This window comes from Acetobacter sp. DsW_063, from assembly GCF_002153745.1.
In the GTDB taxonomy this organism is placed as follows: domain Bacteria; phylum Pseudomonadota; class Alphaproteobacteria; order Acetobacterales; family Acetobacteraceae; genus Acetobacter.
This window is the reverse complement of record NZ_JOPL01000038.1, coordinates 28,643-50,298: the sequence shown is the minus strand read 5'-3', so window position 1 is coordinate 50,298 and position 21,656 is coordinate 28,643. Positions and strand designations below refer to the sequence as shown.

The following is a 21,656-nucleotide window of genomic DNA, read 5'->3' as shown; positions in this document are numbered from 1 at the left end:
GCGGGCAATTCATATATCTGCGGCGGATGTTTCATATTTCGTCAGAAACCCTTCGATATCGTCGTTCATCAACGCTTGTAAGCGTTCACGGAGAAGCGTTTCTGGCCAGTCCCACCAGGCGATTTGTAAAAGTCGTGTGATGATTGGCTCCGGGAAGCGATACCGAATGACTCTCGCCGGGTTGCCACCCACGATTGCGTAAGCGGGCACGTCTTTCGTCACAACAGCGCCGGTAGCAATGATGGCACCGGATTCGATCGTTACGCCAGAGAGTATAGAGGCTCTCGCGCCAATCCAGACGTCGTGCCCTATGGTGATATCTCCGCGGGAGCAGTGATCGTCTACACCCCCCGTGGCTTCGGGCCAGAAGTGCGAGAGCGTCTTGAAAGGATAGGTCGTCACTGTGTCGTGCCGGTGGTTACCCAGTATCATCAGTACCTCCGGCCCTATCGAACAGAAGCGGCCAATTTCGAGATTTGCATATTCGGCTTCGATGACCATCGGGGAGCCATATGTGTGCTCGCCGATTTTCCATCCCCATTCGGCGATCTGATAGGCAAGAGCGAAATGGGTTAGCGACGCAAACGCGTTATTTCCAAACATGCGATACTCCTGTGTCAAACGAGCAGAACGCATCTGTGTCAAACGAGCAGAACGCATCGAGCCGTTAGCAACAAATTTCTACGGGCGAGCCGGACCATGCCTGGAGGCGTAAATGACGACCGGCGCAGATCGCGCGGGCCGGTTTCGTCACCGAGCGTCCTGATCGAAACGGCTGCGGGCGTCGGCGATGCGTTCGCGGTTCGTAAACGCCCAACGCCCAAGTGTCTGCACCGGTTCGCGCAGTGAGTGACCAAGGTCGGTCAGCGCGTAATCGACCCGCGGTGGGATGCTGGGCGTGACTGTCCGGGTGACAAGGCCATCGCGTTCCAATCCACGTAGCGTAAGGGTCAGCATGCGTTGTGAGATGCTGCCGATCGAGCGGCGCAGATCGCTAAAACGACGCGATCCGTTGCTCAACTGCATAACCACCAGAACGGACCATTTGTCGCCGATGCGAGACAGGACGTCGCTGACCGCACGGCACTGACCGGGGTCATGAATCTCAGTGGCAGGAACAGGACTGTTCTCAGGTGACAATAATGTGCCTCCTTGTGCACTCTGGGCGATTACATAATGTGAGTCGGTATTCAATAGTTACCAAAAAACAAGGAGGACTTCCATGAAGCTTCTGCACATCGACTCTTCCATTCTTGCCGATAACAGTGTCAGTCGGGGGTTGTCGCGCGCGATCACGGCGAAGTTTGTCGCTGAAATACCGGGGATTGAGGTCAGCTATCGGGATCTGGCGACCGACCCGATCCAGCATCTCTCGGGCGGGGTTCTTGCCGCGCAGGGTTCAGAGGGCGAGCCTGATCAGGCGCTGAAAGACGACGTGACGGCAGGCGGGGTTGCGCTGCAGCAGTTTCTTGAGGCGGATATCGTCGTCATAGGCGTCGGTTTTTATAACCTGAGTGTCTCGAGCCAGCTCAAGGCGTGGATCGACAGGGTGGTCGTCGCAGGAAAGACATTTAGCTACACCGAGGCTGGCCCTGAGGGCCTTGCTGGAGGGAAGCGCGTTATTCTGGCCATCTCGCGTGGGGGTTTTTATGGAGAAGGCAGCCCGAACGCGGTCTTTGAGCATGGGGAAAGCTATCTCCGCGCGGTTTTTGGCCTTCTCGGCGTGACGCAGCTTGAAGTGATCGCCGCGGATGGCGTTGCAAGGGGCCCGGAACAACGCGCCACAGCCACGAAGGCCGCTCAGGAGCGCATCGCGGTTCTAGCCGCCTGAAGAACGCTGAGAACAGATTGCGCACGATGAGGCAAAGCGCTGTGCAATTGCATTCAATAAACACAAGGTTGGCGCTCTACGGCGTCAGCCTTGCGTGGAAGTGACGTTGAGTAGGCGTCTACTCGCTGTTTCTGACAGACCCTTTGTCGGTTGCTTTAGTTTTCTCAATATAGATTCAGGATGCAAGCTGACGCGCCAAGGTTTGGTTGTCGCGAAATTGTTCGCACGACTTTCAAAAGCAGCAAGTCGTGCAGGAAACACTTTTCGTTGATTCTTTGATTGAGAAATGGCGTGAATGGCGAACGATAGCTCGCCCCGCGTAGAATGAGCTGCGGCTGTACGGGTGTTTTCAGTTTTCGGAAAATTATTCTCTTCTTGGGCGTTTCACGTGGGACGCGGTGCCCATGCGTTTTCTGAGTGCGCCAAGCACTGCCGACCAAGGCTAAGCATTTGCGATTTTTAGGGGAATTGTAAAAATCCTGGTGGGCGCACAAGGACTCGAACCTTGGACCCGCTGATTAAGAGTCAGCTGCTCTACCAACTGAGCTATGCGCCCAGGATTTATCGCTACCGGGTGTCCCCGGCGAACAGGCGGGGTTCTATCAGGCGTGAAACAGAAGTGCAAGCGTCTCGTGCAGCTAAATTAGCGATTCAGCAATTCCAGCAGACGATCGAGTTGATCGAGCGTCCGGTAGGCGAAGCGGATTGAGCCGCCTTTGCCGTCGAACTGAACCTGGACTTTCAGACCCAGCTTGGTGCTGAGGTCTCTCTCCAGCATGGCGATTTCCGGATCGCCGCGTTCCGCCCGAATCTTCACGGCTTCAGTGGGCGGGATCTTGCGGTGAGATTGGGCTTTTTGCACCAAAGCCTCTGTCTGGCGCACTGAGAGATCGCGCGAGATGACGTCCCGGGCTGCTGCAAGTGGGTCGGGGTGCCCGAGCAATGCACGGGCGTGCCCAGCTGACAGGGCGCCCCGCGTTACGTCCTGTCGCAGCGAGGGCGGAAGACGCAGCAGGCGCAGCGTATTGGCGACGTGCGGGCGCGATTTGCCAATGGCGCGCGCGAGCTCGTCCTGAGTCAGCTGATATTCTTCTATGAGCCTGTTGAAGCCTTCCGCCTCTTCCATGGGGTTAAGGTCGCTGCGTTGCAGGTTTTCGACCAGAGCGGCGGCCATGGCGTCTGTGTCGTCCAGATTACGGACCAGCACCGGGATTTCATGCAGGCCAGCTTTCTGAGAGGCCCGCCACCGACGTTCGCCGCCGATGATCTGGTAAACACCTGCGCGTTCGGGGTGAGGGCGAGCCAGAATGGGTTGCAGGACGCCGCGAGCGCGGATGGACTCGGTCAGTTCGTCAAGGGCTTCGGGCTCCATGACCTGTCTGGGCTGAAATGGACCGGGCTCGAGGCTTTCGATGGGAAGAGCGGCTACCGCGCCTTTGGGGCCGCCGCCCTGCGGCGCTGCTGTGGGAGCCTGTTCGCCGAGAAGGGCGGCTAATCCTCGCCCAAGACGGGGTCTGGCCGCTTGCTTCGGTGGGCTCATCAGCTTTTCCCCTTCTGTCTGACGTCGAATCTGGCGAGCAATTCGGTCGCCAAAGCGGTGTAGGACTGTGCGCCGCTTGAACGCGGATCGTAAATCATCACTGGCGCGCCATGGCTTTGCGCCTCGGAAATACGAATATTGCGCGGGATCACGGTTTCCAGAACGGCCTCGCCGAAGAAGCTGCGGGCGTCGGCTGCGACCAGTTCAGACAGATTGTTGCGCTTGTCATACATCGTCAGCACTATACCTGCGAGGTGCAGCGCCGGATTGAACTGGCTGCGCACGCGTTCCACAGTCTTGGTCAGGTGACTTATGCCCTCCAGCGCGAAGAATTCGCACTGGAGGGGGGCAATGACGCCGTCAGCCGCGACAAGCGCGTTCAGGGTAAGAATCCCGAGACTCGGCGGGCAATCTATCAGGATATAGTCAAACCTTTTTTCAATATCCTGTAGTGACGCCTTTAAGCGGCGTTCGCGATCGTCTGTCCCGATAAGCTCGATCTCTGCGCCCACAAGATCTGTGTCAGCCGAGATGACCGACAGGTTTGCGACGTCGCTGGGTCTGGCGAGAGACGCTGGGTCCTTTTCTCCCATGAGGAGGGCGTAAGAGCCCTGCTTGCGGGCGTTGAAGTCTACGCCAAGGCCGGTCGAGGCGTTCCCCTGCGGGTCCATGTCTATCAGGAGGACGCGTCCGGCTTCCTGCGCAAGGGCTGCGGCGAGGTTGATCGCCGTTGTTGTTTTGCCTACGCCGCCTTTCTGGTTCGCGATTGCAAGGATGACAGGAGTATCGATGGAGTTTGCCGGGCCATTCGGACCGGAGCCGCGCTTTTTGCGTGGAGATGTAGAATCAGACACGTCTGAGATCGCTTATCTTGAGGATGAGGCCGCCGGGCGTGCGGCTTGAAATCTGGTCCACCGACATGTGCCAGCCGGGTGCCGCGTCGGTCAACTCGTCAGGCGCCTGTTTCCCTTTAAGAAACAGGGCATAGCCATCCGGCGCGAGCAGTGGGTACGTCCAGTCGAGCAGGCGCGGCAGAGGCGCTAGCGCGCGCGCCGTGACGATAGGCGTGGGGTCCAACAGGACGTTTTCTATGCGATCGACAATGACCCGGGAACGACAGCCGGTGGCCCGGCCAGCTTCCCGAAGGAATGCCGCTTTCCTGTGGTCGGATTCGACCATCGTGACGTCAGCGTCCGCCGCTATGGCCAATATCAGTCCCGGAAATCCACCGCCGGAACCTAGATCAGTGATGCGCGCGCCACGTTCGACATAGGGAACCAGTTGCAGGCAGTCCTCGATATGGCGCGGCCATAGATGCGGGACGTCGCGGGGTGATATCAGATTGATGCGCGCGGTCCATCGTAGAAGCAGGTCGGCGAAACAGTTCAGGCGTTCACGGGTTTCACGTGAAACGTCCAGTGGGACTGCGAGCGGTGCTGTCATCACGCGGCCTGCCGCAAATGTGCCAGAAGCGCCATAAGCGCGGACGGCGTCATGCCAGGGATGCGCTGCGCGGCACTGAAGTTTGCCGGGCGCGCGCGCTCCAACCGTTCGCGCATTTCAGAGCTGAGGCCGCCCACGCGTGCGAAGTCGAAATCGGGCGGCACGGTGACGGACGTCTCCGCGTTCAATTGTTTGATTTCACGCTCCTGTCGGGCAAGATAGCCGCTGTAACGCGCCTCAGTCTCCGTGTGCTTGCGAATGCGTTCGGGCAAGTCGGCGAACCAGGGCGCCAGACGATTAGCGACCGATGAGTCTGGGGTGGACGCAAGAACCTCAAACAGAGAGCGTCGCCGCCCGTCCTGTGACACGGCTGCGCCGGCCGCCGCGACCGTCGCGGGTGACCAAGTCTCGTCGTGGGCGCGTTCAATCGCGCTCGTCAGTGCAGTCTGTGTTTGTGTGTGCAGCTTCGCGCGATGCGCGCCGACGCAGCCCCAATCGACGCCGACGGGGGTAAGACGGAGATCCGCGTTGTCTGCGCGCAGTGTCAGTCGATATTCGGCACGCGACGTGAACATGCGGTAGGGCTCTGACACACCTTGCGTCACTAGGTCGTCGATCATCACGCCTATATAGGCCTGCCCGCGATCCAGAGTGACCGGGGACGCGTCGCCTGCTTTGCGTGCGGCGTTGACCCCGGCGAGCAGGCCCTGCGCTCCGGCCTCTTCATATCCTGTCGTGCCATTGATCTGTCCGGCGAGAAACAGGCCCGGCAGGGCGCGCAGTTCGAGTGTCGGCGCAAGAGCGCGGGGGTCTACGTAATCGTATTCTACAGCGTAACCCGGGCGAACAATTCTGACGTTCTCCAGACCAGGAATTGTGTGAATCATTGCTTCCTGCACCGATGCGGGAAGGCTGGTCGATATCCCGTTGGGATAGACGAGGTCGCCGCCGGGATTGCCGGGCAACGCTTCCGGCTCAAGAAATATCTGGTGTGCACTTCGTTCTGAGAAACGAACGACCTTATCTTCGATTGAGGGACAGTAGCGCGGACCGCGGCCGGCGATGGCGCCGCCGTAGACGGCAGAGAGATTGATGTTGTCGCGGATGATGGCGTGCGTGCGTTCAGTGGTGGCTGTGATGCGGCAGGATATCTGCGGATTGGGAAGGGTGGTTGTCAGGCGACTGAACGCCTCCGGTTCGGCGTCTCCGCGATCCTCGGCCAGATCGTCCCAGGCGATGCTGTTGCGGTCCAACCTTGCGGGCGTGCCAGTCTTTAGTCGCCCCATAGGGAGTCCCAGCGCCTCAAGGCGATGACCGAGCGCGTTCGCCGGTCGATCCCCAACCCGTCCCGATGGCTCGCTGTCATGGCCTATGTAGATGACGCCGCGCAGGAAAGTGCCGGTCGCGAGCACGACGGCTCCAGCCCGCCAGACGCGTCCGTCTTCACTGATTACACCCGCGACCGCGTCGTTGCCGTCGAGCATCAGATCGCCCGCCGCGCCGTCTTCGATCGTGAGGTTGGCCGTGTCCTCCAGAAGATTTATGATCGCGCGACGGTAGAGGCCGCGATCGGCTTGCGCTCGTGGTCCATGGACGGCAGGGCCTTTGGAGCGGTTGAGCAGCTTGAAGTGGATGCCTGCCTGATCGGCGGCACGCGCCATCAGGCCGTCGAGCGCGTCGATTTCGCGTACCAGATGGCCTTTACCGATGCCCCCGATGGCCGGATTGCAGGACATTACGCCTACCGTCTCCCGGCTGTGAGTGAGCAGGAGCGTGGATGCGCCGCAACGCGCTGCCGCCGCCGCTGCCTCGCATCCAGCGTGTCCTCCACCGACGACTATGACGTCGAACCGCTTGTCCACTACGTAGTTCCCTTACTTGCCAATGCAGAACTGACCAAAAACGGTATCCAGAATATCCTCGACGCCGACTTCCCCGGTCAGGCGCCCCAGAGAGCGCATGGCCAGCCTTAACTCCTCGCCGCGCATCTCCGCCCACGGTTGCGCGAGGGCGGCGCTTAGGGCTGCATAAACCTCATCAGCAGCAGCCCGATGCCTGGCCCGGGTGAGAGGCGGCGCTCCACTGCCCGAAGTCAACGCAAGCGCCTTTCGCTCCAGCGTCTCGCGCAGATCGTCGAGGCCCTGTCCCGTGCGGACGCTGACGCCGGAGACGGATATTTCTCCGAGACGTGCGGGCGCGGGCGCCAAGTCGATCTTGTTGCATACGACAATCGCGTCCGGAAGCGGAGTCGTTTCCGTGTCGGGAGGCGCGTCGGACGCAAAAATCTGCACGACGCAGTCCGAGTGTTCCACGTGAAACATTGCGCGACGAACGCCTTCGGCTTCGATAGGGTCGCTCGTCTCTCTGATCCCGGCCGTATCGACGAGCGTCACTTTCACGCCTGCAAGCACGACGGCGACCTCGATCGCATCGCGCGTCGTGCCTGCGATCGGAGACACAATCGCGGCGTCTCGTTCTGCCAGCCAGTTGAGCAGGCTGGACTTTCCGGCGTTTGGCGGACCAACGATCGAAAACGAAAGTCCTCGGCGAATACGCTCGCCACGGGCGCCGTCGGCCAGATGTTCGGCAATCTCCTCTCGCAAGGTCGTGATGTCGGAGATCAGCGCGTCCTCGACCTCCGGGGGTAAATCTTCATCGGGGAAATCGATCAGCGCTTCCTGACGCGCCAGCACGCTACGCAGTCTGTCGGCCCACTCGTGGTAGAGAGCGCTCAGTCGGCCGTCGGTCTGCGCCAAAGCCTGTCGCCTTTGTGCTTCGGTTTCCGCTTCTATCAGATCGGCGACGCCTTCCGCTTCGACCAGATCGACCCGACCGTTCAGAAACGCGCGCCGGGTGAACTCGCCTGGTTCAGCCGGGCGCGCTCCCTCCGCCACCAGCGCATCGGCGACGGCGGAGATGATCGCGGGGCCTGCGTGCAGATGAAGTTCGAAGCTGTCCTCTCCGGTGTAACTCGAAGGTCCCGGGAACCACAGCACCAGAGCGTCGTCCAGGTGATCATTCTGCGTCGCTGCATTCCGCCACAATTTTCGCAGGACGGCGCGGCGTGGCGAGGGCGGCTCGCCGAGCATCCGCGTCAGGATGGCTCCGCACCCGCCGCCGCTTACGCGCATCACGGCTATAGCGGCGCGCCCGGCTCCGGTCGCAAGCGCGAAAATCGTAGGCGCTCTGCCGCCTCGTGTTTCGTTATCTCGCGTTTCGCGGCTTCCGGCTGGCGTGGCTTCGATCATGCGTGCGTCGTCCAGATAGAGGTGGCGGGCAAAACGCGCTCTCCTTCCGAAGACGACGCTTTCGCTCTCGTGGCGCAAAGAGATACCATGCGGCGACGCCATAGCGGGCGCCGCGCATAAAGGCCATCATCATGCCCCAACTCTCTCTGCACTCGCCGCTTGGACCGCTTACCTTGTCGGAGGAAGACGGCGCCATCGTTGCTTTGGATTGGGGGTGGGGACGCGACCAGACCGAAACCGCCGTGCTGGTGGCCGCGCGGGAATGGCTGGACAAGTGGTTCGACGAGCCGTCCGACCATATCCCCTTCAGGTTGGCCCCGTTCGGGACGTCCTACCAGAAGAGGGTATGGGACGAGCTTCTGAAGATACCGGCGGGCGAGGTGAGGACTTACGCTCAGGTTGCCGCGGCGGCGGGGGGATCGTCGCGATCCGTGGGGCAGGCGGTGGGGCGTAATCCGATACCGATCCTTATTCCCTGTCACCGTGTGGTGGCGGCTCAGGGGATAGGTGGATATTCCGGTGACGGCGGCACGGACGACAAGATCTGGTTGCTCGAACTGGAGGGCGCGCCGATTACTGGGCTCCTCCGCGATCGATGCTGACCGGTGGAAGTGTTCGGTCGCGTGAGGGCGCGTTCCGAGCACTTCTCAGATCCACCTGTGGGGTTGGTGTGGATGGCTTTGCCTCGCGTCCCTTTGGTCAGGCTTCGCATGGGAAAGTTTTCGAAGGTTCGGGGCAGCGTTACGCCTCTGTTGATAGGCGCCCGTCGCGTGCTGCCGCTTCTTGACCCGGCCATTGTGCGAAACGAAAAGCCACGATCAATCCGCCCAAAAACGCAAGAAGGGCTGCGAACGCGACGCCGTAGTCGAGGCTGCCGGTGGCGTTCTTGATGACGCCCAGCACAGACGGCGTGACGAAACCGCCCAGCCCACCGATCATGGTCACCATCGCAAGTCCAGCAGGCGCGTCGTCAGGCTCCAGGAATTCTCCCGGGATCGTAAAAAAGACAGCGTAACCACCGTAGATCCCGAAAGCGATCATCGACAGGAACAGGATGGACAGCGCGGCGGAGAGATGAACGAACGCCAAAAGAAAAGCGCCGGTCGAGATGAGGCCCGCGCAAACGACATAATGCCATGCGCGCTCGCGACGACGGTCGGATGACGCGCCGATGAGATACATCCCGACACCGCCGACAAGATACTGGATGATCGAGACGAACCCGACTGTGCCTGCGTTCTGGACGCCAAGCGAGCGGATGATCGATGGTCCCCAGAGAGATAGAACTGAAACGGAGGACATCAGGGTGAAGTAGGCGAGCGCCGCCATGTATACGCGGGGATCGGTCCACACGGACTTATGGGGGGCGGTGCGCGCGCTGTTTATGGCGGAGGCCCGGGAGCGTGAGACCTCATGGATAATGTAGTCTCGTTCCCTCGCCGTCAGCCAGGACGCGGTTCTTGGGGAGTCCGCCAGACTGAAGAAGGCGGCGACGCCCGCAATCACCGCCATGGCCCCGCCGACGATGAACAGGATTTGCCACCCGCGCAGACCGAACATCTCGGCGTGGGACATGAACCCTCCGGCCAGCAGTCCCCCGACGATGCCTGAGGCTGGATTGGCGAGCATGCAGAGAGCGTAAGCTTTGGCCTTGCGATCTCCTGGGAACCAGTAGGTGAGATAGAGCAGGAGCCCGGGGAAAAAGCCGCCCTCCGCGGCGCCCAGCAGGAAACGCGCCACATAGAACTGCAGCGGCGTCTTCACCAGCGCCGTCGCCATGGTCACGACGCCCCAGAACGTCATAATGCGCAGGAGCGTTCGCCTAACCCCCGTGCGGTGAAGCCAGATGTTGCTGGGCACCTCGAACAGGATGTAGCCCACAAAGAAAACGCCCGCGCCAAAACCATAGGCGGCTTCGCTAAAGCCCAGATCGGATAGAAGTTGCAGTTTGGCGTAGCCGACATTGGCGCGATCGACCATGGCGATCAGGTAGCAGATAGCGAGAATCGGGATGATGCGAAAAGCGACGCGGCGGTAGAGTGCGCCTCTTTGAAGTGCGTCGTCGTTCGTTAAGGCGGTCGTTATTGTCATTATTGTTCGCCTGTTATGAAAGCCGCAGTTACGCGGATGAGAGTATGCAGGACTGCGGTCCGGAGCGGGAGCAAGGGAGAAGCCGCGAAGGATGGCGCCGTCCCTTGATGAGCATGCTCAAAAAGACTTGGCGACGGTGCTCGAACGCTCGTTCAGGCTGGCTTTCGTCGCCTCAATGGAACGGGCCTGCGCGGCGTCATACAGATCAAACTCGTCGATAAGGTCCGCGCCCAGAGCACTCGCGAACATTTCCCTGTTGGCGTTGGCGGCGTAGCTGCGGCGCTCTTGCCCTCCGAGATTGGACTGGAAAATTCCTGCGGCGCTGACGGGGAGAAAATCCTCGTAGATGATGGGCGTGGCGATCGCGTAACCGCGTTCCACCAGCGCTTCCGGGGGCAGGGTGGTGACGTCCTCGGTGATGGTTACATCCGTCGGGGTATAACGGAAGTAGCCGAGGCCCTGCTGCCGGATGTCGTCGTAGTCGTCCGGGAAGTCGCGAAAAGCCTCAGCCAGACGTGTTGGGTAATCGCTTGCGGTAGAGCCGGATCCGCCCTTTTCCCGGACATCCGCCAGAAGGCGGTCATACAGCGCCCGTCCCTTGCGGGTCAGCGCGACGCCGCGTTGCTCTATTTCTCCGAACCGCGCGGTGTGGACGCCTTTTTCTAAAGTTCCGTCTGTGGCCGGAAAGGAGATCGGTTCGTCGAGCGCCTTGAAACTCGTCTGGCGAAGAAGGATCGGACAGGCGCGGGGCGGAGGGCCCTCGATAACGTCCTTCGGCGTGACGCCGCGTGCAGGCATCTCTTTTTGAACCGTATCGATGTCCAGAGTGCGCGGCGTTAGGTGATTGATGTGCGGCCCGCGAAACGAGACGATGTCAGCGATCAGCCGATGCGTCGCGGAGAGACGCTCATAGGTTTCAGCGTTGACTGACGCCTGCCCATGCCAGCGAAAGGTCTCGAGCGCCTCGCTCACAAAGAGATCGGCTTCTCCGGGTGTAAGGCCGCCTTCCTGCTCGGCCCGTTCGATCAGACGAAGTGCGCCTGGGGTGAAAATGTTGCGGCGAGACAGAATTGCGGCGACTTCCGAGCGCAAGGCCTCGTCCGTGATCAGATCGACGCGTAGCAGCGACGTGAAGACGCGAAACGGATTATGCGTCAGGCTGGCGTCGGTGATCGGACGAAACGCCGTGGAGTGGACCGGCATTCCTGCGACCGAAAGATCGTAGTAGCCGACGGGAGCCATGCCCATGATAGCGAATAGACGCCGCAGTGTGTGCAGTTCCTCCGGCGAGCCGACGCGAATGGCGCCGTGGCGCTCCAGACTGATACGGGAAAGTTCGCCGGTGCGTTCGAAGTCTGCCTGAAGGTCCGGGCGTCTGCGTAATGTGGCTTCGTTTACGTCAGAGACCAGATCCAGCAGAACGCCGTAAAGTGGCACCTCCTTTTTGTACATTACAGACATCGCAGCCGAAAATTGCGACCGGATGTCGTCCGGGTGCATATGTGCAGAGTGAGTCATGACGTGCCGTCCAGCAAACAGGTGAGATTTCGGAGCAAAAAAGCTTTCTGCGCGAAATGCTTGCGCGTGAGCGGCGCCGGATAGAATTCACGTTCATGTCAGCAGCACGCTGAACACTGCTCGCCGCGACCGGAATGATGCGCCGTGTGAGTGTTTCCAGCGGGGAATCACCGTGTCTTCGTGAATGGCGCCGTTGTTTACGTAGTGTTGCAGCCGAGATGCGGGCGGAGAAGCGCATCCAGCCAGTCCGCAAAGACGTGAAGGCGACCGGAGAGATGTCTGCGGTGCGGATAGAGCAGCGTCATGGGCATCGCTTCGGCTGGGTAATCCGACAAAATCTCGATCAGTTCGCCTCGATCAATATGACTGCGCACGTCATAGAGGGGCGCTTGCGCCACACCGAGACCGGCAATGCAGCACGCGATCATGGCTTCGGCGCTATTGACTGTCACGCGACCAGACAACGCTATGGAGTGAAGCCTCCCGTTTTCCTTCCACTCCCAAGTCTCAACCCGTCCATTCGATGGCGACGCATAGCGCACGGCGTCGTGTCCGATGAGTTCGTGCGGTGTCCTAGGCTGCCCCTTGCGGGCGAGATACGCCGGGCTGGCGACGTTCGCCATACACAGCATTCCCATTTTCCGCGCGACCAGAGCGGAGTCCTGTAACGCCCCGACACGCAGGACGCAGTCTGCGCCGTCCTCGACAAGATTGACGACGCGGTCTGTGACGTCGAGGTCGATATCGACGTCCGAATACCGTTCGAGAAAATCCGGCAGCGCGGGCGCTACGATAAGTCGTCCGATACGTCCGGGAAGACTGACGCGCAGCACGCCCCGGACGCGGTTGCGTTCCGTCAAAAACAGGGCTTCCGCTTCCTCCATGTCGGCGATCAGCCGCTGGCAGTGCTCGTAAAACAGACGACCGTCGGGCGTGACAGAGACTGATCGTGTGGTGCGCGACAGAAGGCGGACGCCAAGCCGCGCCTCCAGTTCCATGATTGCGGCGGAAACCGACGAACGCGGCATGTTCAGAGCGCCCGCCGCGCGGGAAAAGCTGGCGGCGTCTGCTACGCGCACGAAGATGCGAAAAAGGTCTATCCGGTCCAAGCGGGCTTCCGATCTTACTGTTCGTCAAACCTGATCAGAGTTGTCAGAGTGAGCGCATTTATACGTCAAATCTGGACGATATGGTCATGAACGCAGCGCCGCCTGTCGACATGACGGCGCTTTCGAAGCAGGGAGAAACTGACATGGTCGACCATTCTATCGCGGGCAAGACGGCCTTTATCGCCGGTGGCGGCAAGAATCTTGGGGCGCTGATCGCCCGGGATCTGGCTGCGCATGGGGCGAAAGCGATCGCCATTCATTATAACAGCGAGAGCAGCCGGGTACAGACTGAGCAAACGCTGAGCGAACTGAAGGCTGCGGGCGTCGAGGCTGTGGCGTTCCAGGCTGACCTGACGGCCTCAGGCGCCACCGAGAAATTCTTCGCAGACGCCATCGCTGCTATCGGCCAGCCTGACATAGCGATCAATACGGTGGGCAAGGTGCTTAAGAAGCCGATAGTCGAGACCAGCGAGGAAGAATTTGATTCGATGTTCGCGATCAACGCGAAAGTCGCGTATTTTTTCATCAAGGAAGCGGGCATACACCTTAACGATCACGGAAAGCTGGTTACGGTGGTGACGTCGCTTCTGGGCGCTTACACGCCGTTCTATTCGACCTATGCGGGCTCCAAAGCCCCTGTCGAGCATTTCACGCGCGCGGCGTCCAAAGAGTTTGGCGTGCGCGGGGTCTCCGTGAATGCGGTCGGCCCTGGCCCGATGGACACACCATTCTTCTATGGGCAGGAAGGAGCGGACGCTGTCGCTTATCACAAATCCGCCGCCGCGCTGTCGGCGTTCAGCAAGACCGGCCTGACGGATATCGAGGATATTGCGCCTCTGATCCGCTTCCTCGTTTCCGACGGGTGGTGGATCACGGGGCAGACCATTTTGGCGAATGGCGGCTACACGACGAAATAGCGTTTGTTGCGCGCCGGCGCCGAGGACGATACAGGGGCGGCAATCAGATTATACGAAGCCTTCTGCCCAGGTTGTGCAGTAAGAAAGCGGCGGTCGCGCCCACGCGTTTTGCGGGTGTGGGCGTTCGAAGCGCGTTCCGATTTGCTTGCCGTTGCTCAGCAGCAGTCCCGGACGACCGCATTGGGAGTCCGGTGACGCATGACCAGCTTTAAGTCAGGCGGTATGCCATGACGGCAGGCGCTGCTTGTAAGGGGTCGCGAACTGGTGGATGACCCGATCAAACATGATGTGGTCGTAAATTTTTATAGTTTGGTTGGGCCTCTCGCCAATCAGCGAGTGATGCGCGATCCGTGAAAGCGCGCGATTGAATATGCCAGGGCCGGTCTTGTAGGCGATGAACAGACCGTGGTGGAGATAGCAGTTTCGGTACAGAGACAGCAGGCAATCCTGACCGATGATGCTGTTGCGTACACTGCCGTAGAAATCGTTATGAACAACGCCATTGTCAGTCAGCAACAGAACGTTCTGTGCTGTTTGTTCACGCAGGAAGTTGACGCTTTCTTCATCTCGCAACCGGATGTCGGCGTCGAGCCACCAGCCGCCGTAAAGCTGCATGATGTGCACGCGGAGAAAATCGGCGGCCTCAGCGGGATGTCGGGCGCCGAGGAACAGGCCCCGCGCTTCGACCCCATAGTTTTGGTAGAGCCATTCGGTTGCGTGGTCCTTGTTGAAAACTTGGTAATCCAGCCCCTGAATCTGACGGTGATAGTCAAAATTCTCCTGAATTTCGGGCGGTGGATTCTGATCCCAATACATGTAGACGCGGAACGGAATGCGCGACGAATCCACGGCTGTTCCGTCCAGCAATCCCGGTATGTACTGGCGGACGAGGTCGAGATACAGGCTGTCGATTTCTTCGCCGGTATGGAACTCTTCAAAGGCGTTGCCGATGGCCCGAAGCGCCCTTTCGCCGTCTTTGTCACGTCAGGCTGCTTCTATGCCCTGGATATAGTTGGCGAAGGGAAGGTTCAGGCGCTGCAGGACGTCAATTTCGTCCTGCGGGACCCGGCGCCCTCCTTTCAGAAGGCACAAGAGGCGCGCCTGCAGCAGCGACTGCGCCAGAGGGTAAACGCCCGGGTCGCGTGGGTGCATGCGAAAGGCGAGGCCATAGATCGCTGCGGCGCCGCTGAAGTTCCGATTAGTGTGGAGAATATTGGCGACGGAGAACGCGTCGTGCAGGTTCGGCAGTCCGTGGGACTCGAGATAGGCCTTGGCCTGCGGATCGGAGCCTATCTGGGCAAGATCGTAAGCCGTAGGTTCTGCGGACGAGAAAATAGAAGATTCCATCGCGGCTTCTTCTGTAGGCGCCAAAATATGGTTCATGTTGCTCTCGAAGCTCCGCGAATAGTCGTCAGCCGGCAGGTTGCCGGTTATGGGCCACGTCATGCTGCCGGACGCGCGTCCTTGCTCGGAAGCAATGCTGGGGGGCATAAAATATCGTTCCTGAATCGGAATGTACGGGCTGGCCGATCTTACTTGCCGCCGCTTCGTGGCTCAGAGGACTGTCTTGTGGGTTACGAACCGGGTCTCCAGGTAAGGCTCGATCGCCTCCGCGCCTCCCTCCGACCCGTAGCCGGAATCGCCGATGCCGCCGAAAGGCGTTTCCGGCAGGGCGAGCCCCAGATGATTGATTGTCAGCATGCCTGACCGGACCTCGTCACGCAGACGGGTGGCCGTCGCGCCGGAGCGGGTGAAAGCATAGGCCGCAAGCCCGTAATCCAGCCGATTTGCTTCCTTCAAGGCCGCGTCGACGTTTTCAACCGGGGTAATCAGCGCGACCGGGCCGAACGGCTCCTCGTTCATGATCTGCATGTCCGGCGTCAGACCCGTGACGACAGTCGGCTGGAAAAAATACCCGGCGTTCCCCATACGACCGCCACCTGTCTCGACACGTGCGCCCAGCGAGGTTGCGTTGTCGATCAGGGCTTCGATCGCGTTGACGCGCCGCTCATGCGCGAGAGGTCCCATGGTCGTCGTCGCGTCGAGCCCGTCACCGGGCTTCACGGTCGATACGTGCGACAGAAAACGATCGAGGAAACCGTCATAAGCCGGACGCTCGACAAGGAACCGCGTCGGAGAGACGCAGACCTGCCCGGCGTTACGGAACTTGGACGCCGCCAGCAATGCTGCAGCCTGATCCAGATCGGCGTCAGCGGCGACGATCACCGGCGCGTGGCCGCCCAGTTCCATCGTGCTCCGCTTCATATGGCGACCAGCCATTGCGGCCAACTCGCGTCCGACGGCGGTAGACCCGGTGAAGCTGATTTTGCGGATCGCCGGGTCAGGAATGAGACGGGACGATATCTCCGCAGGAACGCCATAAAGCAGAGAGAGCACGTCTCCTGGCAGTCCGGCGTCGATAAAGACCTGCACGAGAGCCGCCGGAGACGCCGGTGTTTCCTCCGGCGCCTTGAGAATGATGGAGCACCCGGTCGCAAGAGCCGCTCCAAGCTTGCGGGCGGCCTGACTGATCGGGAAGTTCCAGGGGGAGAAACCGGCAACCGGCCCGATCGGCGTACGCAGCACCATTTGCGTTACGTCCGGAGATCTCGGCGGCACAAGGCGGCCGTAAGCGCGCCGCCCCTCCTCCGCAAGCCAGTCGAGAATGTCGGCCGACCCAAGAATTTCCGTGCGAGCCTCCACTAAAGGCTTGCCCTGCTCGATGGTCATCAGGCGGGCGATCGCATCAACCCGTTCGCGTAGCAAAGATGCAGCCCGTCGGATCACGCTGTAGCGTTCGAACGCCCCGACGCGGCTCCACGCGGCGAAGCCTTTGCGCGCGGCGATGACGGCTCGCGCGATATCGGCTTCACCCGCGCGCGCGACCTGCCCGATCGCAAGGCCCGTAGCAGGATTGACGACAGGAATGGTCTGGCCGTCATCGGCAGGTCGCCATGCGCCGTCAATGAACAGGCGTGTGTCTGGATATGCGCTCATGGTTCGCTTCAGCTCTGTTTCGTCGCAGCGAGTTTCGCCGCAATGTGTGAAGGCGCATAGGCGCCTTCGGTGATCAGGCCCTGCAGGGTCTCGCAAATTCGCAGAACTGTCACGTCGTCCTGCGAACGTCCGCCGATCTGCATCCCAATGGGAAGCCCCGTGGATGAAAAACCGATCGGCAGCGACGCGGCCGGCTGCCCCGTGAGGTTATTCAGAAAAGCGAAGCCACCCCATTCCAGCCAGTCCGGCCAGGATGAATCAGGCACAGTCTTTCCGGCTTCGAATGGCAGAACCGAGACTGAGGGTGACAGAACAACGTCGAAGTCTTCGAACATTTGCCCGGCCTGCTGCCGATATCCGATGCGGCGGAGGTGAGCGTCGGCTACCTCGTCAGCGCTCAGAAGACGCCCCTTTTCGGCCTCGCGCCAGAACTCCGGATCGACCATGACGGCCTGTTCCGGAGGCAGAGTCTTCAGGGTCTGCCATCCCCGCGAGCGCCACAGGGCGCGATAGGTCGGGCGCCAGTCCTCGAACGCCGGGACATCTCGGATTTCGGCGCCAGCTTGAGCCACGATGGCGACGGCCTCCCGGAAGGCGCAGCGGATTTCCGTGTCGACCGGTAAAAATCCGAAATCTTCGGTCACGCCGATCCGAAGGCCTGCCAGTGGCAACGGGCCGGCAAGAAACGCGCCGGGTTTGGCTGGGGCGAAGCTGTAGGGATCGCGCGGGTCATAGCCTTCCAGCACCGAGAGCATGAGCGCGGCGTCGGCAACGGAACGGGTCAACGGTCCGTAATGGGAAAAGTCGGAATAATGCACGCCCATCGGCCACTGAGGCACCCGGCCAAAGGTCGCCTTCATGCCGAAAACGCCGCTGAAGCTCGCCGGCACGCGGATCGAGCCGCCGCCGTCGCTGCCGAGTGCGAGGGGACCGCAACCAGAGGCGATGGCGGCTCCAGCGCCGCCGCTGCTTCCGCCCGGCGTGACGTGCGGATTATGCGGGTTGCGGGTCACTCCCGTCAGAGGCGAGTCCGTGACGGCCTTCCAGCCGCCCTCACAGGTCGTGGTGCAGGCGAAGATGACTGCGCCAGCTGCACGGATGCGACGGGCCGAGGGAGAGTCCTCGGCAGCGGGGGGCTGTCCGATGGACAGCCGTGATCCCCTGCCCAGAACCCACCCCTTCACCAGGGCGGTGTCCTTGATAGATGTTGGCACGCCTTCGAGCGGCCGCGTCGGCAACCCTGCGCTCCACGCCCGTTCCGACACCCGCGCCGAGGCGAGGGCGTCGTCGTCGTCGATATGCACGAACGGATTCAGTGCGCTCTGAATGGCGTGGGCGCGCGCCAGCACGGCCTTGGTGACGTCAACTGGAGAAAATCTCTTCGCCGCATAACCGGACAGTAGAGCGTGCGCATCCAGATCGCAGAGATCACGAACCGGCGCGGCTGAACTGCCTGACGAAGAGACGGTGGACATTACAGCATTTCCTTCGCCGTTTCATCGAGAGCGCTGCGGAGGGCGGTCAGGATGGCGTCAATCTGATCCTTTTCGATGATCATCGGCGGGCAAAAAGTAAGCGCGTCGCCGGCGGCGCGCGATATGACGCCTTTATTCTGAAGAACGGCGGCGGCACGTTTGCCGAGCGCGCCCGCTGGGTGGCGCGATGATTTGGCGCCCTTGTCCGTGACCAGCTCGACGGCTGCAATCAGGCCAAGACCACGCACTTCTCCGACCAGCGGGTGATCTGAGAGCGCGCGGAGGCCATCCTGCAAAGCGGGGGAAATATCGCGGACGTGACCAACGATATTACGCTCTTCGAGGATGTTTAGATTTTCAAGTGCGACAGCTGCGGCGACCGGGTGCCCGCCTCCGGTGAAGCCATGGCCGAACGTTCCGATCGTATGCGTCTCGTCGGCGATCGGCTCGAACACGCGTTCATTGAGCAGGATTGCGGAGATCGGCTGGTAGGAGGACGACAGCTGTTTGGAGAGCACCATGATGTCCGGCTTTATGCCGAAAGTTTCACATCCGAACATGTTGCCGGTTCGTCCGAAACCGCAGATTACTTCGTCCGCGATGAGCAGAATGCCGTATTTCGACAGGACGGCCTGAATCTTCTCCCAGTATGTTGCTGGTGGCGCGATTACGCCGCCTGCGCCCATGACGGGTTCGCCGACGAACGCGGCGATGGTCTCCGGTCCTTCTTTGAGAATCAGGTCTTCCAGTTCAGTGGCGAGGCGCGTCGCGAACGCTTCCTCGCTCTCGCCCGGCTGCGCCTCGCGCCAATGATGCGGCGTGGAGACATGGAGGAACCCGGGCAGAGGCAGATCGAAGGAGCGGTGATTTACTGGCAGGCCCGTCAGGCTTCCCGACGCGACCGTGATGCCGTGATAGCCTTTTTTCCGTCCGATGAATTTCTTGCGTCGCGTCTCGCCGAGGGCGTTCGAGCGATACCAGAGCATTTTCACGACCGTATCGTTGGCCTCCGACCCGGAGTTCGTGAAGAACACCTTGCTCATCGGAACCGGCGCCATGCCGATCAGCTTTTCAGCCAGATCGACCATGGGGTTGTGACCCTTCTGACTGAAATTGTGATAATAGGGCAGCCGATTCAGCTGCTTGACCGCCGCCTCGACCAGGCGTTGTTCGGAAAAGCCCAGCCCAACGGACCAGAGGCCAGCCATAGCTTCTATGTATCGATTGCCGACGTTGTCGAACACATAGACACCTTCACCACGCTCCATGAGCAGCGAGCCGCTTTGCAGGTTGGCGCGGGCATCCGTCAGGGGATGCATCACATACCGCGCGTCGCGCTGCTCGGCGGACAACAGATCGTCGCTCAATTTCTGCTCCATTCGTTACCAAGGTGTCATAATGTGCGCCGGAGATGGCATCTGGTCGGCGTAGTCCCGGTGTCAATGTTCTGACGGAAGACCAGACGCGGCCCGCGCACACGGCGGCTGGCCTGCCGCGCGGGATAGTAGAGATCGTTGCTAAAGTTTATCAAGTCTCGACGTCGCGAAGAGCGGCAGCGATACTCAGACGCATATCCTGAACTCGCCAATCCCTGGCCGCTGCAACGTCAGGGGAGCGTCGTGCAAGAGCATGGTCTGTGAGCAGAGGACGCGGATGAATCCGGAGAGGTCTCCAACTCATCGCCATGAACACGGTCTAGTCCGTAATGAACAAGAAGCGGATGTGGTGGCCCTCGATCTGCGGCCGGATGGGCTGCAATGGTCCCTTCCGCGCGCTTCGTCGTGTGGGTCGTTGTGATCGGGAGCATCGAGATCGCATATCTGTTTGACGTGGTCGGATGAAGAAACGGGGAGATCCGACCTGGTCTTGTCAACTTCACGAGCGATGATTTGGTCAGTGAGCGGAGAGTCCAGACAGAAAGCCCATATCGATCATTAACTGCCCGGCAAGAACGACACCATTAGAACTGATCCTTTTCGCTGAGGGATTATAGTAATTGTCCGGATTGAATATGTACTGAATGCTGGGTTCGAACGCCACTCCGGGATAAATCGAGATGTGTCCGCTCGCTTCCAGACGCATGATGTCCTGCGATCCCATTCGTGGGTCTCCGCCTGCTGCCACACGGAGGTTTCGTTGATAAAGCATTTGATGTCTGGACGCCCTGACGTAGCTGAACTTGATCTGTTCTCTATCCAGAAGGCGCCCGAAAAGGCCATGGTAACTGAATCCGCCCTCGGCGAGCGCCTTGAATGGGGCCGAGGGGTCGGCCGCGAAACCGAGAGTTCCAAAGACGTTAAGCCCTTCCGGGATAGGCGAAAGAACCGGATGGTTGTGATCCCGACGCCAGATGAGTTGTTGGCCACGAAATTCGGCGCCGGCGCGGCCGTAATGCGTCGTTTTGGTATAAGGATCAGTATATTGAGAACTGTTATAGAATCCGGACAATTGATAACGGCCGCCGTAGAGATGAGTCACCTGCAATCGTCTGTAATTGAAACCGCCCAATAAAAGATAGCCAGAGGCCGTTCGGGTGTCCCAGCGCCACCCGTTTCCGTGTTGAAAATATTGATTCAGATTGGCCTCAAAGGCGCCGGCTTCGAAGCTGACGTCGTTAAACATGCGCGCGGTGACATATCCGCCCCATGTAGCATATGGAGGCGGAAGTATACCGGCGGAAGCCTGCATGATCGGATCCGTGCAATTCAGGACGTTGTCGCAGTTATTGAAGAAGAAATAACGTCTTGGATGAGTTCTGCCGACGGAAAAATTAACGCGGTTATGAAAGAGCTTTTGTTGATACGTAAGAAGGGCAAGCCACCCTCCTGCGATATCGTTATGCTGGTCTATACCCGCGAAATAGCTGCCGACCGCGCCTGCCCATGCGGGACCGGCCGGGTAACCGCCATTCGCGGTCGGGCGAAAAAGAATCTCCTCGAAATGAATCTCGCCACCCTTTACGCCGATAATTTTCTGAAGATTGGCGTCCAGGCCTAAAGCGAATCCTGTTCCGAGAGAAAATCGACCGGGCCGAGGGCCGGTATCAGGATTGGTCATGTAGAGTTGGTTGAAAATCGCGTGCGGGGTTAATCCAATGCGGCGAAGAAAGCGTCCAAAAAACGTAAGAGGGCCTTTTGGTGGCCGAGACTCAGGCAACGTTAGCAGCGGTGCGCCGGCCAGAACCTGAGGCGGAAGCTCAGAGGGGACCAGCGTGATCGGTCCCTGGACATTTTCGTAACGAATTTGCAAATCTTTTGCGACGCTGTTTGAGTCCCAAAAATGACTGCCGGAGGATGTTTGGGGGGACTGGGTCGCGTCTTGCGCAAGGGCGGCGCCTGACGTGGCTGGCGCCAGGAGCGCGAGGCTGAGCAACCCGATTCGTAACCGTGTTGCTTGGTCGGACGAAAGCGTTCGCCCCGAATGGACGAAGTTCATGAAACACTCCTCCCTGACTGAATTTTTTTATTATTCAGACAGAAGCGTATGG

19 protein-coding genes and 1 tRNA gene are annotated in these 21,656 nt (G+C 60.2%); 3 read left to right on the top strand and 17 right to left on the bottom strand.

The window, feature by feature from the left end:
• Positions 1 to 9: 9 nt before the first annotated feature.
• Together HK28_RS07150 and HK28_RS07145 are read right to left on the bottom strand one after the other, a co-directional pair.
• The gene (locus HK28_RS07150) at positions 10 to 603 is read right to left on the bottom strand and encodes a CatB-related O-acetyltransferase (protein WP_086643913.1); all 594 of its coding nucleotides are present in this window, start codon (positions 601 to 603) and stop codon (positions 10 to 12) included.
• A gap of 147 nt (positions 604 to 750) precedes the next feature.
• Positions 751 to 1,140, bottom strand: a complete 390-nt coding sequence (locus tag HK28_RS07145; protein WP_369823620.1) for a helix-turn-helix domain-containing protein — start codon at positions 1,138 to 1,140, stop codon at positions 751 to 753.
• A gap of 82 nt (positions 1,141 to 1,222) precedes the next feature.
• Between HK28_RS07145 and HK28_RS07140 the strand changes: the two genes are divergently transcribed.
• Positions 1,223 to 1,831 (top strand): FMN-dependent NADH-azoreductase, encoded by a 609-nt coding sequence (locus HK28_RS07140; RefSeq protein WP_086643912.1) that lies wholly within the window; start codon positions 1,223 to 1,225, stop codon positions 1,829 to 1,831.
• A gap of 480 nt (positions 1,832 to 2,311) precedes the next feature.
• On the opposite strand, the gene HK28_RS07135 is transcribed toward HK28_RS07140, so the two are convergent.
• From HK28_RS07135 to mnmE, 6 genes are all read right to left on the bottom strand, one after another.
• Positions 2,312 to 2,387: transfer RNA gene (locus HK28_RS07135), tRNA-Lys, on the bottom strand.
• Positions 2,388 to 2,474: 87 nt separating this feature from the next.
• Positions 2,475 to 3,371: a ParB/RepB/Spo0J family partition protein gene (locus tag HK28_RS07130; RefSeq protein WP_086643911.1), complete on the bottom strand. Its 897-nt coding sequence runs from the start codon at positions 3,369 to 3,371 to the stop codon at positions 2,475 to 2,477.
• A complete protein-coding gene (locus tag HK28_RS07125; protein WP_086643925.1) occupies positions 3,371 to 4,162 on the bottom strand; it encodes a ParA family protein in 792 nt (263 codons plus the stop codon). Before HK28_RS07125 ends, HK28_RS07130 begins: the two co-directional genes overlap by 1 nt.
• 55 nt (positions 4,163 to 4,217) lie before the next feature.
• Positions 4,218 to 4,814 carry a 16S rRNA (guanine(527)-N(7))-methyltransferase RsmG gene (gene rsmG, locus HK28_RS07120; protein ID WP_086643910.1) on the bottom strand — a complete coding sequence of 199 codons (597 nt, stop codon included), beginning with the start codon at positions 4,812 to 4,814 and terminating at the stop codon, positions 4,218 to 4,220.
• Positions 4,814 to 6,676, bottom strand: a complete 1,863-nt coding sequence (gene mnmG, locus HK28_RS07115; RefSeq protein WP_086643909.1) for a tRNA uridine-5-carboxymethylaminomethyl(34) synthesis enzyme MnmG — start codon at positions 6,674 to 6,676, stop codon at positions 4,814 to 4,816. Before mnmG ends, rsmG begins: the two co-directional genes overlap by 1 nt.
• Before the next feature lie 12 nt (positions 6,677 to 6,688).
• Positions 6,689 to 8,164: a tRNA uridine-5-carboxymethylaminomethyl(34) synthesis GTPase MnmE gene (gene mnmE / locus HK28_RS07110; protein WP_369823619.1), complete on the bottom strand. Its 1,476-nt coding sequence runs from the start codon at positions 8,162 to 8,164 to the stop codon at positions 6,689 to 6,691.
• Between the two features lie 29 nt (positions 8,165 to 8,193).
• On the opposite strand from mnmE, the gene HK28_RS07105 reads away from it, so the two are divergent.
• Positions 8,194 to 8,664 carry a methylated-DNA--[protein]-cysteine S-methyltransferase gene (locus HK28_RS07105; protein ID WP_086643908.1) on the top strand — a complete coding sequence of 157 codons (471 nt, stop codon included), beginning with the start codon at positions 8,194 to 8,196 and terminating at the stop codon, positions 8,662 to 8,664.
• A 139-nt stretch (positions 8,665 to 8,803) separates the two neighbouring features.
• Here HK28_RS07105 and HK28_RS07100 read toward each other — a convergent pair whose 3' ends face one another.
• The 3 genes from HK28_RS07100 to HK28_RS07090 all read right to left on the bottom strand — a co-directional run bounded on the left by HK28_RS07100 (position 8,804) and on the right by HK28_RS07090 (position 12,780).
• Entirely contained in the window at positions 8,804 to 10,153 is a 1,350-nt protein-coding gene (locus tag HK28_RS07100; protein WP_086643907.1) for an MFS transporter, read from the bottom strand.
• Between the two features lie 117 nt (positions 10,154 to 10,270).
• Complete coding sequence (locus HK28_RS07095) at positions 10,271 to 11,671, bottom strand: VOC family protein (protein ID WP_086643906.1); 1,401 nt, start codon at positions 11,669 to 11,671, stop codon at positions 10,271 to 10,273.
• A gap of 197 nt (positions 11,672 to 11,868) precedes the next feature.
• Positions 11,869 to 12,780, bottom strand: coding sequence for a LysR family transcriptional regulator (locus tag HK28_RS07090; RefSeq protein ID WP_086643905.1), 912 nt, complete (start codon positions 12,778 to 12,780; stop codon positions 11,869 to 11,871).
• Positions 12,781 to 12,923: 143 nt separating this feature from the next.
• Here HK28_RS07090 and HK28_RS07085 point away from each other — a divergent pair, with 143 nt between their 5' ends.
• Entirely contained in the window at positions 12,924 to 13,697 is a 774-nt protein-coding gene (locus HK28_RS07085) for an SDR family oxidoreductase (protein WP_086643923.1), read from the top strand.
• Positions 13,698 to 13,910: 213 nt separating this feature from the next.
• Here the strand turns inward: HK28_RS07085 and HK28_RS07080 are convergent, their stop codons facing one another.
• The 6 genes from HK28_RS07080 to HK28_RS07055 all read right to left on the bottom strand — a co-directional run bounded on the left by HK28_RS07080 (position 13,911) and on the right by HK28_RS07055 (position 21,604).
• Positions 13,911 to 14,546, bottom strand: coding sequence for a hypothetical protein (locus HK28_RS07080; protein WP_086643904.1), 636 nt, complete (start codon positions 14,544 to 14,546; stop codon positions 13,911 to 13,913).
• Positions 14,547 to 14,681: 135 nt separating this feature from the next.
• Entirely contained in the window at positions 14,682 to 15,188 is a 507-nt protein-coding gene (locus HK28_RS07075) for a hypothetical protein (protein WP_086643903.1), read from the bottom strand.
• A gap of 63 nt (positions 15,189 to 15,251) precedes the next feature.
• Positions 15,252 to 16,694, bottom strand: a complete 1,443-nt coding sequence (locus HK28_RS07070) for an NAD-dependent succinate-semialdehyde dehydrogenase (RefSeq protein ID WP_086643902.1) — start codon at positions 16,692 to 16,694, stop codon at positions 15,252 to 15,254.
• Positions 16,695 to 16,702: 8 nt separating this feature from the next.
• Positions 16,703 to 18,169 carry an amidase family protein gene (locus tag HK28_RS07065; protein ID WP_086643901.1) on the bottom strand — a complete coding sequence of 489 codons (1,467 nt, stop codon included), beginning with the start codon at positions 18,167 to 18,169 and terminating at the stop codon, positions 16,703 to 16,705.
• Positions 18,169 to 19,536: an aspartate aminotransferase family protein gene (locus HK28_RS07060; RefSeq protein WP_369823618.1), complete on the bottom strand. Its 1,368-nt coding sequence runs from the start codon at positions 19,534 to 19,536 to the stop codon at positions 18,169 to 18,171. The genes HK28_RS07065 and HK28_RS07060 overlap by 1 nt, the downstream gene beginning before the upstream one ends.
• 526 nt (positions 19,537 to 20,062) lie before the next feature.
• On the bottom strand, positions 20,063 to 21,604 hold the full coding sequence (locus tag HK28_RS07055; RefSeq protein ID WP_086643899.1) for a carbohydrate porin: 1,542 nt from the start codon (positions 21,602 to 21,604) through the stop codon (positions 20,063 to 20,065).
• Positions 21,605 to 21,656 lie beyond the last annotated feature (52 nt).